The following is a 13628-nucleotide window of genomic DNA, read 5'->3' on the forward strand; positions in this document are numbered from 1 at the left end:
TTAAACCACCATTCCGAACTGCTGCGAGAACCGGATGTCGCCCTCGATCATGTCGCGCATGTCGTTCAGCCCGTTCCGGAACTGGAGCGTGCGCTCGATGCCCATGCCGAAGGCGAAGCCGCTGTAGACGTCCGGGTCGATGCCCGCCGATCGCAGCACGTTGCGGTTCACCATGCCGCAACCGCCCCACTCGATCCACTGCGGGCCGCCCTTCGCACCGGGGTGCCAGACGTCCATCTCGGCGCTCGGCTCGGTGAACGGGAAGTAGTTGGGGCGGAGGCGGATCTTCGCGTCGTCGCCGAACATGGCCCTGGCGAAGTGCTCGAGCGTGCCTCGCAGGTGCGCCATGGTGAGTCCCTTGTCGACGGCGATGCCCTCGACCTGGCTGAAGACCGGGGTGTGCGTGGAGTCGAGCTCGTCCGTGCGGTAGACGCGCCCGGGCGCGACGACGTACACGGGCAGCTCTCGCTCGAGAAGCGCGCGCACCTGCACGGGCGACGTGTGGGTGCGCAGCACCAGGTGCGCCTCGGGCGGCTCGACGAAGAATGTGTCCTGCAGCGCCCGCGCCGGGTGGTCGGGGGCGAAATTCAGCGCGTCGAAGTTGAACCACTCGCTCTCGAGCTCCGGCCCTTCCGCGACCTCCCAGCCCATGCCGACGAAGATGTCGGCGATGCGCTCCTGCAGCAGGGAGAGCGGATGCCTAGCACCCGCGCGACCCGGCACGCCGATGGCCGTGACATCCAGGGTCTCCTCGGCCAGCCGCCTGGCGTTCTCGGCCTCGGCCAGCACCGTCTCGCGAGCGGCGAACGCCTGGTTCACCCGGCCCCTGGCCTGCCCCACGAGCTTGCCGAGTGCCGCCTTCTGGTCGGCAGGCACGTCGCGCAGGCCGGCGTTGAGCCTGGCGAGCGTGGAGTGCTCCGCCGCGTGGAGCGTGCGAGCCGCCTTGAGCTCGGCGACGTCGGAGGCGGATTCCGCGGCGGCCAGCGCCGCCTCGACCGCCTCGCGCACCGCTGATTCGGTGATCTGGATGGGTTCTGGCACGAGCACCAAGTCTACGCAGGCGCCAGGGCCGGCCCGGCCGCGCGCCCGTCCGTCTCTTCGCCGATCAGCTGCGTTGTGCGAACGCCGACTCGTACAGGCAGACGGATGCCGCTGTCGCCAGATTCATCGACTCGGCATGGCCGTAGATGGGCACCGTGATCACCCGGTCGACGAGCGCGACCGCCGCGTCGGAGAGCCCGTGCGCCTCGTTGCCGAAGACCCAGGCCGTCGGCAATGCGAGCTCGCCGCTCGTGCGCGCGACGAGCAGGTCGTCGCCCGCCATGTCCGCGGCGATCACGTGCAGACTGGCAGAGCGGGATCGGGCGAGCACGTCCTCGATCGTGGCGCCGACGGCCACCGGGAGGTGGAACAACGAGCCGGTGGTGGAGCGCACGACCTTGGGGTTGTAGAGGTCGACGGTGTGGCCGGAGAAGACGACGGCATCCGCACCCGCCGAGTCGGCCGCCCGGATGATCGTGCCCGCGTTGCCGGGGTCCCGCACCTCCTCGAGCACCGCGATGAGTCGCGGCGACGACCCGAAGATGTCGTCGAGCGAGGTGGGGAACGTGCGGCACACGGCGACGAAGCCCTGGGGCGTGACCGTGTCGGCCATGGCGTCCAGCACCTGTTCCGTGACGAACTCGGTGCGGACATCCGCCTGTTTCGCGAGCGCCGCGACGTCGTCGTGCTTCTGGAACGCGTGGGTCGTGGCATAGAGGTCGACGACGAGCTCGGGACGCCAGGTGAGCGCCTCGCGTGCTGCTTGCGGACCCTCGAGAAGGAACGCGCCGGTCTCTGCTCTCGCCGCCTTCTTCGCCAGTTTGGCGACCGACCGAACCCGAGGCGAACGGGGGTTGTCGAGCACGCGCTCAGCCTAGCCGGTGCGCGGCCCGTCGCCGCCACGCCGGACCGTCTGTGCGTGGCGGTCTCCGGTGTTCCGCCGACGCAGACGCGGAAACGGCCCGGCTCCACGAGGAGCCGGGCCGTTCGATGCCGATTCGCGGTGCGAGACTCAGGCCGCCTTGGGGGCCGACGTGTCGGCAGGCAGCGCCTTCTTGGCGGTCTCGACGAGCGCCGCGAACGTGGCGGGCTCGTTCACCGCCAGCTCGGCCAGGATGCGACGGTCGACCTCGACACCGGCGAGGCTCAGGCCCTGGATGAAACGGTTGTACGTGAGGCCGTTCTGGCGGCTCGCGGCGTTGATGCGCTGGATCCACAGGCGACGGAAGTCGCCCTTGCGGGCACGGCGGTCACGGTAGCTGTAGACCAGTGAGTGGGTGACCTGCTCCTTGGCCTTGCGGTAGAGACGCGACCGCTGTCCGCGGTAGCCCTCGGCGCGCTCGAGGATGACGCGACGCTTCTTGTGGGCGTTGACGGCCCTCTTCACTCTTGCCATTGCTCAATATCCTTCTGTGCGTCGAATCGGCTTACTTGCCGAGAAGCTTCTTGGCGACCTTGGCGTCGACGGTGGGAAGCACCTGGTCCTGGTTCAGTCGACGCGTGCGGCGGCTCGACTTCAGCTCCAGGTTGTGCCGCATGCCGGACTGCTGCTTCATCACCTTGCCGCTGCCGGTGAGCTTGAAACGCTTCTTGGCCCCGGAATGGGTCTTCTGCTTGGGCATTATTTCTCCTCATCGGTGGCGGATTGGGTTACCGCCTCGGTGGCCGCCTCACCCGATCGCTGCTGCTGGGAGCGCGCTCGGTTCGCGGCACGTTGTGCGTTGGCCTCGGCCTTGGCCTCCGACTTGTTCTTCAGGGGGCCGATGACCATGACCATGTTGCGGCCGTCGATGGTGGGCGTCGATTCCACGGAACCGAAATCGGCCACATCCTCGGCGAACCGCTGCAGCAAGCGCACACCCTGCTCGGGGCGGGACTGCTCACGACCGCGGAACAGGATCATCGCTTTGACCTTGTCCCCCGCCTTGAGGAATCCCTCTGCGCGCTTGCGCTTCGTCTCGTAGTCGTGTTTGTCGATCTTGAGGCGGAACCGCACCTCTTTGAGCACGGTGTTCGCCTGGTTGCGCCTGGCCTCCTTGGCCTTCTGCGCAGCCTCGTACTTGTACTTGCCGTAGTCCATGATCTTGGCCACGGGTGGCTTCGAATTCGGAGCCACCTCGACGAGGTCCATGTCGGCCTCCTGCGCGAGGCGGACGGCGACCTCGATTTTGACGACGCCGATCTGCTCTCCGCTGGGGCCCACGAGACGAACCTCGGGGACGCGGATACGGTCATTGGTACGGGGATCGCTGATGCGTGTCTCCTCTGATCGAACATTGCTGTGAAGGCATCACCGGCGGCGCCGGGGATGGTCGGCAGAGGTCTCACACACGTACGATCCGCAGCTCACGCACGGCCGTGCATTCCGCACCCTTTTCGTCAACCTCGACGACGTTCGTCGCCTCGGCGGAGTGCGTAACGACCCGGTAACCTGATGAAGCGGTCAATCGCGGGTGGGAGAATCTCCACTTTGCACTTTCGTCGCATGACGCTCCGAAAGCCCGACACAGTCTAGCAGACAGCGGACCGCGCGCCGAATCGGCGCTGCCACCCTTCCCTCACGCCGCGAAAGGCACCATGTCCGATCAGCACGTCCACCGATTCGACGACACTGATGTCGCGCTCGACTCCGATTCAGCCACCGTCGCGGATGCCGCGCGAGACATCGCCGACGTGCCCGCCGTCGAGGTCATCACCACCACTGCCGTGCACCTGATGAGCGCGGCGGCCGTCAAATGCGGGCTGGCCGACGACCCAGAGACGCAGACCGACCTGGACGAGGCTCGCAAGCTGATCGACGCGCTGGCCGGCCTTGTCACGGCCAGTGCGCAGCACATCGGCGATCAGCACGCCAGGAGCCTGCGGGACGGACTGCGCAGCCTGCAGCTCGCTTTTCGTGAGGCATCCACGATCCAGGACGCCCCCGGTGCGGGCCCTGGCGAGAAGTACACCGGACCGGTGGTCTGACGCGGTCGCGCGCCCGACGTCCGACCCTCGGCCGGATGCCGCGGACCCGCGGGAAACGTCAGGCCGCTGACCGCAGGCGCAATGTCATCGAGTCGACACGGTCGGCGATGCGGGCGGAGGCACCCCAGGCGGCCGTCAGACGCGCGATCACGGCGCTCAGGGCTTCCTGGCCCAGCCCGGGAACGAGCGTGAGCAGGATCTCGACCTCGGGGCCGGCCAGCCGCGCCGTCGGGTCGCCGTTGGACAGGGTCAGCGCGACCACCTCGTGCTCACCTGCACACCCCGCCCTGAACTCCTCGAGCAGCTGAGCGTCCGCCCACGGCGGCGTCCATGGCTCCCCCGTGGCGAGCGCCTTCACCGCGGGTCTGCGGAGCACGAATTCCGTGGCGGCCGTCGGGTCGATCACCACCAGCTCGGTCTGCTCGCTCGCGGCCGCAAGGGCGATCCGCGGGCCCACAGCGGGAACAGGGCGGGCCAGCGGGTTCCAGGCCGACATGGTCTGCACCGAGGAGAACGCCGGCAGCACGGCGCGGCCGTCGGGAGCCCGCACCGTCGCGATCGACAGTTCCTGGGTCTTGTCCACGAGATGCCCGTCCGGCGTCTCCCCCACCTCGCCGGCGTGCGCGAGAAGGGGCACGAGAAGCCGGGCGGAGCGTACGGCGTCGATGACGGCGACGACGTCGCCCGAACCAGACGCGAACGCGGTCAGCGCGGCGACCAGGCCGGCGTCCGGCGAACCGTCGTCGCTCGATGCCGGGTTGGGCTCGAATCGGCGCCCCTGCCACGGGAAGCCCGCGGAGTCGGCACGGTCGTCGGACCCGAAGAGATGGGCGTGCGCGCGCGACGCGTCGCCCGCCGGCATCCCGTCGTCAGCGTCCGGCAACGTCGAGCGCCTCCGGCAGGGTGAAGGCTCCCGAGTAGAGGGCCTTGCCGACGATGGCGCCCTCCACGCCGTCAGGCACCAGTTCACGCAGCGCGACGATGTCGTCGAGGCTCGCCACGCCTCCCGAGGCGACGACCGGCCGGTCGGTGCGGGCGGTGACCTGGCGCAGCAGATCCAGATTGGGGCCGCGCAGGGTGCCGTCCTTCGTCACGTCCGTCACGACGTAGCGCGCGCATCCGGCGTCCTCCAGCTGCGCGAGCACGTCCCAGAGGTCACCGCCGTCCTGCGTCCAGCCGCGAGCGGCCAGGGTGGTGCCGCGCACATCCAGTCCGACCGCGATCGCCTCGCCATAGCGCGAGATCACGTCCGCCGCCCACTGCGGGTTCTCCAGCGCGGCCGTGCCGAGGTTGACCCGTTTGGCGCCGAGCTCCAGGGCCTGTTCCAGCGACCTGTCGTCGCGGATGCCGCCGGAGAGCTCGATCTTGACGTCGCGCCTCGATCGCATGACGGCCTTGAGCACGTCGCGGTTGTGCCCCCTGCCGAACGCGGCGTCGAGGTCGACGAGGTGGATCCATTCGGCACCCTGTTCGACCCACTCCTCGGCCGCGTCGACCGGATCCCCGTAGCTCGTCTCGCTGCCCGCCTCCCCCTGGGTCAGGCGCACCGCCTTGCCGTCGGCGATGTCGACGGCGGGAAGCAGCACGAGGACAGGAGTGTCGGTCATGGGGGTCATCTGCGGCTGGCTCTTTCGACGACGGGACAGGAGGGAAGGACGAACGGGAGGGTTGCGAGAAACGGCCGCTACGCGGCCTTCACGGGGAGCGCTTGCACCCAGTTGCGCAGCAACCGCATGCCCGCCTGACCCGACTTCTCGGGGTGGAACTGGGTTGCCGACAGCGGTCCGTTCTCGACGGCCGCGAGGAAGCGCCCGCCGTGATCGGCCCAGGTGAGCTTGGCGGGCGCGAACGCACCGGATGCCTGCAGCTGCCAATCCTGAGCGGCGTAGGAGTGAACGAAGTAGAAGCGGGCGTCGCGCACACCGTCGAACAGCACGGAGTCCGCCGGCGCGTCGACCGTGTTCCAGCCCATGTGGGGCAGCACGTCGGCCTTCAGCCGCTCGACGGTGCCCGGCCATTCGCCGAGCCCCTCTGCGTCGTGTCCGTGCTCGACCCCGTGGTCGAACAGTACCTGCATGCCCACGCAGATGCCCAGCACCGGGCGGCCGCCTGCCAGCCGCCGGTCGATGATCTCGGCACCCCGGACGGCGTTGAGCTGGTCGACGACGGCCTTGAACGCCCCGACGCCCGGCACGACGAGTCCGTCGGCATCGAGCGCCGCGGCCTTGTCGGCGGTGAGCGTCACGTCTGCCCCAGCCGCCTCGAGCGCCTTGGCCGCCGAGTGCACGTTACCCGAGCCGTAGTCGAGCACCACCACCGATGGGCGGCGAACGTCATCCGAGTGCGTCAGCTCGGAAGCGGCGACGTTCGCCTCCGTCACAGTGCGCCCTTCGTCGACGGGATGCCCTCCACGAACGGGTCGAGCGCCTTCGCCTGCCGGAATGCGCGCGCGAACGCCTTGAACTCGGTCTCGGCGATGTGGTGCGGATCGCGCCCGTTCAGAACCCGGACGTGCACGGTGAGCGCGGCGTTGAACGCGATCGCCTCGAACACGTGCCGCACCATCGACCCGGTGAAGTGGCCGCCGATGAGGTGGTGCTCGAATCCGGCCGGCTCGCCGGTGTGCACGAGATACGGACGTCCCGAGATGTCGACGACGGCCTGCACCAGCGCCTCGTCGAGGGGAACCGTCGCGTCGCCGTAACGTGAGATGCCCGCTTTGTCGCCGAGCGCATCCTTGATCGCCAGCCCCAGCACGATTCCCACGTCTTCCACCGTGTGGTGCACGTCGATCTCGATGTCGCCCTTCGCGCGCACCGTCAGGTCGGTGAGCGAGTGCTTGGCGAACGCGGTGAGGAGGTGGTCGTAGAACGGCACCGTGGTGTGGATGCTGCTGCGACCGGTTCCGTCCAGGTCCAGCGACAGCTCGATGCTGGACTCGCTGGTCTCGCGTCGGATGCTCGCGGTGCGGCTGCTCATGCCATCGATCCTATGGGTCGCATCCGCACGATCACGCGGCGTGCGACGAGCGCGAGGAGGCGAGCTCGGCCATCGCATCCAGGAAGGCCGTCGTCTCGTCCTGCGTGCCGGCGCTGACCCTGAGGTGGTGCTCGATGCCCACGTCGCGAACGAGGATGCCGCGCTCCTTGAGCGCACGGAACGTGGCGTGCGGGTCGTCGAGGCCTCCGAACAGCACGAAGTTGCTGCCGGACTCGTGCACGGTGTATCCCAGTTCGGCCAGTCTGGCGGCGATGCGGTCGCGTTGCACGACGATGTCGTGGACCGTCGCGAGCATCTCGTCGGAGTGGCGGAGCGCGGCGATGGCCGCGGCCTGCGTGAGCGCCGAGAGGTGATACGGCAGCCGCACGAGGCGAAGGGCGTCCGACACGGCGGGATCGGCGGCGAGATAGCCCAGCCGCACACCTGCGAACGCGAACGCCTTGCTCATGGTGCGCGACACGATGAGTCGCTCTCTGCCGGGCAGCAGGCTGAGCGCGGTCCCCGCGTCTCCCGGCATGAACTCGGCGTAGGCCTCGTCCACGACGACCATTCCGGGCGCCGCGTCGTAGACCGCCCGCACGACGTCCAGGCCCAGCGGCGTTCCCGTCGGGTTGTTGGGCGCGCAGAGGATCACCACATCGGGACGGCGTTCCCGCACGACGGCGGCAGCCTCGGCCGGGTCTATCACGAAGTCCGGTCCCCTGTCGGCCGCGATCCATGCTGTGCCCGTGCCCGACGCGAGCAGCGGATACATCGAGTAGGTGGGCGCGAAGCCGAGCGCGGTGCGTCCTGGTCCGCCGAACGCCTGCAGGATCTGCTGCAGCACCTCGTTGGAACCGTTCGCCGCCCACACGTTGGACTCGTCCAGGCCGTGGCCCAGGTACCGGGCGAGCGACCGGCGCAGCTCCGTGAACTCGCGGTCCGGGTAGCGGTTCGCCCCCTTCAGCGCGACGCCGACGGACCGCAGGATGTCCGCGACAACGTCGTCGGGAATCGGATGCGTGTTCTCGTTCACGTTGAGAGCCACCGGAACAGGTGCCTGCGGGGCACCGTACGGCGACAGGCCCCGGAGGTCGTCGCGGATCGGAAGGTCGGAGAACGAGGTCACCGTTCCATGCTAGGGCGCCCAGGATGTACGAGTCGCGGCAGCGGAGGAGCAGCGGGCCTGCTTGCCCCCAGGAGGCCCGCTTGACCGCAGGAGGCCCGTCTGCCCCAGAGGCCCGTTGCACACAGGAGGCGAGTCTTGCCGAGCAGGAGCGGGTCTTGCCGAACGGGAGGGCGGGTCAGCGCGCGGCGCCGTCGAACTGATGGGGAACCGCCAGCCGTTCGCCCGCCTGGACCATCCCGGACGACAGGCCGTTGAGGTCCACGAACGCTGCGATCACGTCACGGGGGTCGCTGCGCGGAGCGATGCGCTGGGCGATGCTCCACAGCGACTCGCCCGGCTGCACCGTGAGATACCGGAACGACGAGGCGCTCTGACCCTGGATTCCCGCGAACGCGCCGCTGCTCGCGGCCAGCGCCCCGCCGCCCGCGAGAAGCGGAAGCACGACGAGCGCCGTCAGGACAACTCGCCCCCTGCGGGTCAGACGTGTGCGGGTGCGGGTGCGGCCCGTGCGGTCTCCGCTCCTACCGGATTCCGAAAGGTCAGGACCGCCTGCTCGCGAGGATCGCGCAGGCGTCGCCTGCAGCCGTCCCAGTGCGATGCTCGTCATGGCCGTGTCCTTCCAGTTTCGAAGCCCTGTTCCGAACCTATCTTCGATTCCCGGCTTTTTCAACGCTATGTTCGGATGTCGTGCGAGCGAGTACCTGACACGCTCGAACAGAATCGACGATCTGGCCCCGAACGCAGATAGAGTTTCGATCGTCGGAACAAAGACCATCACGCACCACCGACATTCGTTGCGCGGGCACCGGAGAATGCATCCGGGGCAGTCTCGGAACGTCGTCGCAGACCAGGTATCCACACGGCGCCAGGGCCATCGAGCCGATCAGGGCGTCGCCGAGGAGAGGAACCCACGTTGTCCGAGGTCGACAGAGCACGAGGTGCTGCGACAGCCGGAGCCGTCGCACCGGTCGAGGGCCGGGCCGCACGGGCGCCGGAGAAGCCGCGAACACGGCGCAGGAAGAATCTCAGCGAGAAGCAGCGCGCGATCCTGGAGGTCATCCAGCGATCGGTGAGCCAGCGCGGCTATCCGCCGAGCATGCGCGAGATCGGTGACGCGGTCGGGCTCGCCTCGCTCTCCAGCGTTGCGCACCAGCTGGGACAGCTCGAGCTGAGCGGATACCTGCGTCGCGACCCGAATAGACCGAGGGCTCTGGAGGTGCTGATCGACCTGCCGGAGACGACAGGGCGAGCGGAACAGGCGGCCGACTTCGAGGCATCCATTCCGGTCGGCGACGCCACCATGGTGCCCATGGTCGGACGCATCGCGGCAGGTGTTCCGATCACGGCCGAGCAGCAGGTCGAGGAGGTGTTCCCGCTCCCCCGCCAGCTGGTCGGCAACGGCGAGCTCTTCATGCTCAAGGTGCAGGGCGAGTCGATGATCGACGCGGCGATCTGCGACGGGGACTGGGTCGTCGTGCGCCAGCAGAAGACGGCGGAGAACGGCGACATCGTCGCCGCGATGCTCGACGGCGAAGCCACGGTCAAGGTCTTCAGACAGCGCGACGGCCACACCTGGCTGCTGCCGCGCAACTCCGCGTTCGAACCGATCCTCGGCGACTTCGCCGAGGTCGTCGGCAAGGTCGTGGCGGTGCTGCGCGCGGTCTGAGGCGCACGGCTCGCGCGACTGCAAGATCGGCCACCGGCGCCCGGCGTCCGGCCGATCCGGTCCGCGTCGTGCGTTCACCGGGGACGTCGGGCGTTCACCAGGACGTCGTGCGTTCACGAGGGACAGATCCGGTGCTCGCCCGCCGGGCAACGGCATCCGGCGGCGGGCCGCGCCCTAGGCCGATTGCTTCTCCCGCACGGTCCTGGTGGCCTCGATGATGTTGCGCAGCGAGGCGACAGTCTCCTCGTAGCCTCTGGTCTTGAGTCCGCAGTCCGGATTGATCCAGAGCTGACGGCCGGGAACGCCGCTCAGCGCCTTCTCGATCAGTTCGGTCACCTCGGCGACGGACGGCACGCGCGGCGAATGGATGTCGTACACGCCCGGTCCGATGCCGTGGTCGAATCCGCTGGCCGAGATGTCGTCGACCACCTCCATGCGGCTCCTGGCCGCTTCGATGCTGGTCACGTCGGCATCCAGATCGCGGATGGCGTCGATCACCACGCCGAACTCCGAGTAGCAGAGATGCGTGTGGATCTGGGTGGCGTCGCCGACACCGCTCGTGGCGAGGCGGAACGACCCGACCGACCAGTCGAGATAGGCCGGCTGGTCTCTCTTCTTCAGGGGCAGCAGTTCGCGAAGAGCAGGCTCGTCGACCTGGACGACGCGGATGCCCGCTCGTTCGAGATCCGCTATCTCGTCGCGGAGCGACAGTGCCACCTGCCGTGCCGTGTCGGCCAGCGGCTGGTCGTCGCGCACGAACGACCACGCGAGGATCGTCACGGGTCCCGTGAGCATGCCCTTCACCGGTTTGGACGTCAGCGACTGCGCGTACGTTGACCAGTCGACGGTGATCGGCGCCGGCCTCGACACATCGCCCCAGAGAATCGACGGGCGCGTGCACCTGCTTCCGTACGACTGCACCCAGCCGTTCTGGGTCACCGCGAATCCGTCGAGGTGCTCGGCGAAGTACTGCACCATGTCGTTGCGCTCCGGCTCGCCGTGCACCACGACGTCGACGCCGATCTCCTCCTGCAGGTCGACGACCCGTTTGATCTCCGCTCGCATGAGATCCAGGTACTCGGCCTCCGTGATGACGCCCTTGCCGAACTGCGCCCTTGCTCGCCGGATGTCGCCCGTCTGCGGGAACGAACCTATCGTCGTCGTGGGCAGAAGGGGCAGCTCGAGTGCGGCATCCTGTGCGGCGAGTCGGTCGGTGTACTTACCGCGGCTGAAGTCGGCCGCTGTGAGAGCCTCCGCTCGGGCCCGCACGGCGCCGTCGCGCACGCCGGGTGCGTTCGCCCGGTCCGAGAGCGCTGCGGATGCCTGCGCGAGCTCGGTCTGGATCGCCTCGTGTCCCTCGTCGAGGCCACGCGCAAGGGTCGCGACCTGGCGCACCTTCTGGTCGGCGAACGCCAGCCACGAGCTCAGACGCGCATGCAGGGCCGGCTCGTCGTCAACGTCGTGCGGAACGTGCAGCAGCGAGGTCGACGTGGATGCCGAGACGTTCGGCGACAGCGCCAGCAGCGACTCGAGGGTGCCGAACGCGGCCTCGAGGTCTCCTCGCCACACGTTGTGGCCGTCGATCACGCCGCCCACGATCGTCTTGCCTTGCAGTGCGGCCTTCGTGGCCGCATCCTGCCCCGAAGGGATGCCTCCGTGCACCAGATCGAGGGAGATCGCCTCGACGGCGGTGCCGGCCAGAACGGGCAGCGCGTCGTCGAGGCTTCCGTATGGCGCGGCTACGAACAGCTGCGGCCTCTCGCGGGCGGCACCGAGCCGGTCGTACGCTTGGGCCGTAGCGGCGAGGAGGTCGGTGCGGGAGTCGTCGAGAGTCTCGCTCACGAGCGCGGGCTCGTCGAGCTGCACCCAGTGCGCTCCCGCCGCCTTCAGGCGCTCGAGCAGGTCGAGGTAGACCGGGAGAAGGTCCGCCAGACGCGACAGCGGCCTGAATCCCTCCGGCGCGCCATCGGCCGGCTTGCTCAGCGCGAGGAACGTGACGGGGCCGACGATGACAGGCCTGGTCAGGTATCCGTCTGCCTTCGCCTCCTCGAACTCGCGCACGAGGCGGTCGGAGGCGAGGCGGAACCGGGTGTCAGGACCGATCTCCGGAACCAGATAGTGGTAGTTCGAGTCGAACCACTTCGTCATCTCGAGCGGCGCATCCTCCCCCGATCCCCGGGCGATCATGAAGTAGCCGGCGAGGTCGACGCCGCCGTCGGCGTCCTGCAGCGATGCGAAGCGTGCGGGCACGGCGCCGACCGTGACGGCGGCATCCAGCACCTGGTCGTAGTAGCTGAACGATTCGGGGATCGAGGAGTCGGTCGCACCGAGGCCCAGGGATGCCAGACGGGCGCGGGTGGCGCGACGCAGCTCGGCAGCGGCATCCTCCAGCTCGTCGGGTGTCAGGGATCCGGCCCAGAACGCCTCGACAGCCTTCTTGAGCTCTCTGCGGCGTCCGATCCGCGGGTAGCCGAGGATGGTGCCGATCGGGAACGGGGAGGAGGTCATGCTTCTTCCTTCTGCGTGGTGTGCCGGTGGAGCGTAGGAGCCGTCTCGGTGGGAACGCCCTGCTGCCGATCGTCGCGTGCCGCGGATTCGATCAGGCCGCAGCGTTCGAGCACGGCGAGCGACGTCTCGGGCTGATTGAACGTGTAGAGATGGATGCCCGGCGCACCGCCCGCGACGAGCCGTTCGGCGAATCGTGCGGCATGGTCGATGCCGATCTGAAGCCGTCCTTCGTCGGTGGGCTCCACCTCGAGCCGGATGCCGAGATCGCTGGGCAGGTCTTCGCCGCTGAGCTCGAGCATGCGCTTCAGGCGCGCGGGCGACGTGACCGGCATGATGCCGGGCAGGATCGGGAACAGCACGCCTGCACTCCTCGCCCGCTCGGTGAACGCGAAGTAGTCCTCGGCGTGGAAGAACAACTGGGTGATGGCGAGGTTCGCGCCGGCCGCCTGTTTGGCCAACAGCGCATCGATGTCCTGTGCCACCGAACGGGACTGCGGATGCCCGTTCGGGAACGCCGCGACGGCGATGGTCACCTTCTCGCGTCGCCCGACCGCGCTGGCGTGCGGGAGCCCAGGCACAGGGATCTCCCGGTAGGGGGCGTGCTCGGCCTGGATGCGGTGGATCAGCTGCACGAGCTCGGCAGCGGAGCCGAGGTCCCCGTTCTCCGATGCCGGAGGCCGCCCGGACTGCTGCGGAACGGATCGCGTCGAGGTGTCCGTCTGCGGATCGCCCCGCACTGCGAGGAATCGCGTGACTCCGGCGTCGAGGAATTCCCGGATCATGCGCGCCGCGCCTTCGGGCGACGAACCGACGCATGTCAGGTGCGCCATGGCGGGAACGTCGGTGGACTGCGTGATGTGCTTCACGACGTCGAGCGACGATGCGTGCGAGGATCCGCCTGCGCCGTATGTGACCGAGATGAACTGGGGCGCGACGGAGGCGAGACGCCGGATGGTGGCGGGCAACGCCCTGCTCGCCGCCTGGTTGCGGGGCGGGTACAGCTCGAACGAGAAGCGCGTGCCGCTCGGACATCGCGGGGTGTCGCCTGGCGAGGCGGCCAGGACACGCGGCCACGCGCCACCGGCATGCTCTGCGCTCATCACGCCTCCCTGCTGGGCGGCGCGGACGTTCTCGCACGTGGTGGCCGATGGCATCCGCACCGCGTTCGGCCCGGTCGCTGTCACGACCGGTCTACGGGTGGGGCGGGCGCCGGGCTCGGCTGTCGCTCCCGTCGCGCGACTCGACGTCGCTCGACGAACTTGCCGAAACAGTAGCAACCGACCGACCGAACGGATGCTTCGTGTTACGCAGCGCTACAGCCTCGCACTCATCGAGGCG

15 protein-coding genes are annotated in these 13628 nt (G+C 68.9%); 2 read left to right on the forward strand and 13 right to left on the reverse strand.

All coding sequences use genetic code 11. From position 1 onward, the window contains the following. The 5 genes from pheS to infC form a co-directional block, all read right to left on the reverse strand. The gene (gene pheS, locus VHB92_RS00080) at positions 1 to 1041 is read right to left on the reverse strand and encodes a phenylalanine--tRNA ligase subunit alpha (RefSeq protein WP_325450151.1); all 1041 of its coding nucleotides are present in this window, start codon (positions 1039 to 1041) and stop codon (positions 1 to 3) included. Between the two features lie 64 nt (positions 1042 to 1105). After that, positions 1106 to 1906: an RNA methyltransferase gene (locus VHB92_RS00085; RefSeq protein ID WP_325450153.1), complete on the reverse strand. Its 801-nt coding sequence runs from the start codon at positions 1904 to 1906 to the stop codon at positions 1106 to 1108. Positions 1907 to 2053: 147 nt separating this feature from the next. Beyond that, entirely contained in the window at positions 2054 to 2437 is a 384-nt protein-coding gene (rplT, locus tag VHB92_RS00090) for a 50S ribosomal protein L20 (protein WP_325450155.1), read from the reverse strand. Between the two features lie 31 nt (positions 2438 to 2468). Next, the gene (gene rpmI, locus VHB92_RS00095; RefSeq protein WP_325450157.1) at positions 2469 to 2663 is read right to left on the reverse strand and encodes a 50S ribosomal protein L35; all 195 of its coding nucleotides are present in this window, start codon (positions 2661 to 2663) and stop codon (positions 2469 to 2471) included. Further along, positions 2663 to 3295, reverse strand: a complete 633-nt coding sequence (gene infC / locus VHB92_RS00100) for a translation initiation factor IF-3 (RefSeq protein ID WP_325450383.1) — start codon at positions 3293 to 3295, stop codon at positions 2663 to 2665. The genes rpmI and infC overlap by 1 nt, the downstream gene beginning before the upstream one ends. A gap of 323 nt (positions 3296 to 3618) precedes the next feature. On the opposite strand from infC, the gene VHB92_RS00105 reads away from it, so the two are divergent. Next, complete coding sequence (locus VHB92_RS00105) at positions 3619 to 4008, forward strand: DUF1844 domain-containing protein (protein WP_325450159.1); 390 nt, start codon at positions 3619 to 3621, stop codon at positions 4006 to 4008. A 58-nt stretch (positions 4009 to 4066) separates the two neighbouring features. On the opposite strand, the gene VHB92_RS00110 is transcribed toward VHB92_RS00105, so the two are convergent. From VHB92_RS00110 to VHB92_RS00135, 6 genes are all read right to left on the reverse strand, one after another. Beyond that, complete coding sequence (locus VHB92_RS00110) at positions 4067 to 4870, reverse strand: SseB family protein (protein ID WP_414653039.1); 804 nt, start codon at positions 4868 to 4870, stop codon at positions 4067 to 4069. Between the two features lie 7 nt (positions 4871 to 4877). Further along, positions 4878 to 5624 (reverse strand): bifunctional 1-(5-phosphoribosyl)-5-((5-phosphoribosylamino)methylideneamino)imidazole-4-carboxamide isomerase/phosphoribosylanthranilate isomerase PriA, encoded by a 747-nt coding sequence (gene priA, locus VHB92_RS00115; RefSeq protein WP_325450163.1) that lies wholly within the window; start codon positions 5622 to 5624, stop codon positions 4878 to 4880. A gap of 68 nt (positions 5625 to 5692) precedes the next feature. After that, the gene (hisH, locus tag VHB92_RS00120) at positions 5693 to 6388 is read right to left on the reverse strand and encodes an imidazole glycerol phosphate synthase subunit HisH (protein ID WP_325450165.1); all 696 of its coding nucleotides are present in this window, start codon (positions 6386 to 6388) and stop codon (positions 5693 to 5695) included. Next, on the reverse strand, positions 6385 to 6987 hold the full coding sequence (gene hisB / locus VHB92_RS00125) for an imidazoleglycerol-phosphate dehydratase HisB (protein ID WP_325450167.1): 603 nt from the start codon (positions 6985 to 6987) through the stop codon (positions 6385 to 6387). Before hisB ends, hisH begins: the two co-directional genes overlap by 4 nt. A 31-nt stretch (positions 6988 to 7018) precedes the next feature. Next, on the reverse strand, positions 7019 to 8116 hold the full coding sequence (locus VHB92_RS00130) for a histidinol-phosphate transaminase (RefSeq protein ID WP_325450169.1): 1098 nt from the start codon (positions 8114 to 8116) through the stop codon (positions 7019 to 7021). Positions 8117 to 8291: 175 nt separating this feature from the next. After that, positions 8292 to 8723, reverse strand: coding sequence for a LysM peptidoglycan-binding domain-containing protein (locus tag VHB92_RS00135; RefSeq protein ID WP_325450171.1), 432 nt, complete (start codon positions 8721 to 8723; stop codon positions 8292 to 8294). 438 nt (positions 8724 to 9161) lie between these two features. Here VHB92_RS00135 and lexA point away from each other — a divergent pair, with 438 nt between their 5' ends. Then, positions 9162 to 9782, forward strand: a complete 621-nt coding sequence (gene lexA, locus VHB92_RS00140; RefSeq protein ID WP_414653040.1) for a transcriptional repressor LexA — start codon at positions 9162 to 9164, stop codon at positions 9780 to 9782. Between the two features lie 174 nt (positions 9783 to 9956). On the opposite strand, the gene metE is transcribed toward lexA, so the two are convergent. After that, positions 9957 to 12290 carry a 5-methyltetrahydropteroyltriglutamate--homocysteine S-methyltransferase gene (metE, locus tag VHB92_RS00145; RefSeq protein ID WP_325450175.1) on the reverse strand — a complete coding sequence of 778 codons (2334 nt, stop codon included), beginning with the start codon at positions 12288 to 12290 and terminating at the stop codon, positions 9957 to 9959. After that, the gene (locus tag VHB92_RS00150; protein WP_325450177.1) at positions 12287 to 13444 is read right to left on the reverse strand and encodes a methylenetetrahydrofolate reductase; all 1158 of its coding nucleotides are present in this window, start codon (positions 13442 to 13444) and stop codon (positions 12287 to 12289) included. Before VHB92_RS00150 ends, metE begins: the two co-directional genes overlap by 4 nt. Positions 13445 to 13628: the final 184 nt, after the last annotated feature.

Source organism: Humibacter sp. (assembly GCF_035547335.1).
Taxonomy (GTDB): Bacteria; Actinomycetota; Actinomycetes; order Actinomycetales; family Microbacteriaceae; genus Humibacter.

Bases quoted from the DNA above. Each gene is read 5' to 3' on its own strand.
- rplT (WP_325450155.1), bottom strand. From the start codon at position 2,437: ATGGCAAGAGTGAAGAGGGCCGTCAACGCCCACAAGAAGCGTCGCGTC.
- rpmI (WP_325450157.1), bottom strand. From the start codon at position 2,663: ATGCCCAAGCAGAAGACCCATTCCGGGGCCAAGAAGCGTTTCAAGCTC.
- VHB92_RS00105 (WP_325450159.1), top strand. From the start codon at position 3,619: ATGTCCGATCAGCACGTCCACCGATTCGACGACACTGATGTCGCGCTC.
- VHB92_RS00110 (WP_414653039.1), bottom strand. From the start codon at position 4,870: ATGCCGGCGGGCGACGCGTCGCGCGCGCACGCCCATCTCTTCGGGTCC.
- priA (WP_325450163.1), bottom strand. From the start codon at position 5,624: ATGACCCCCATGACCGACACTCCTGTCCTCGTGCTGCTTCCCGCCGTC.
- hisB (WP_325450167.1), bottom strand. From the start codon at position 6,987: ATGAGCAGCCGCACCGCGAGCATCCGACGCGAGACCAGCGAGTCCAGC.
- VHB92_RS00135 (WP_325450171.1), bottom strand. From the start codon at position 8,723: ATGACGAGCATCGCACTGGGACGGCTGCAGGCGACGCCTGCGCGATCC.
- metE (WP_325450175.1), bottom strand. From the start codon at position 12,290: ATGACCTCCTCCCCGTTCCCGATCGGCACCATCCTCGGCTACCCGCGG.
- VHB92_RS00150 (WP_325450177.1), bottom strand. From the start codon at position 13,444: ATGCCATCGGCCACCACGTGCGAGAACGTCCGCGCCGCCCAGCAGGGA.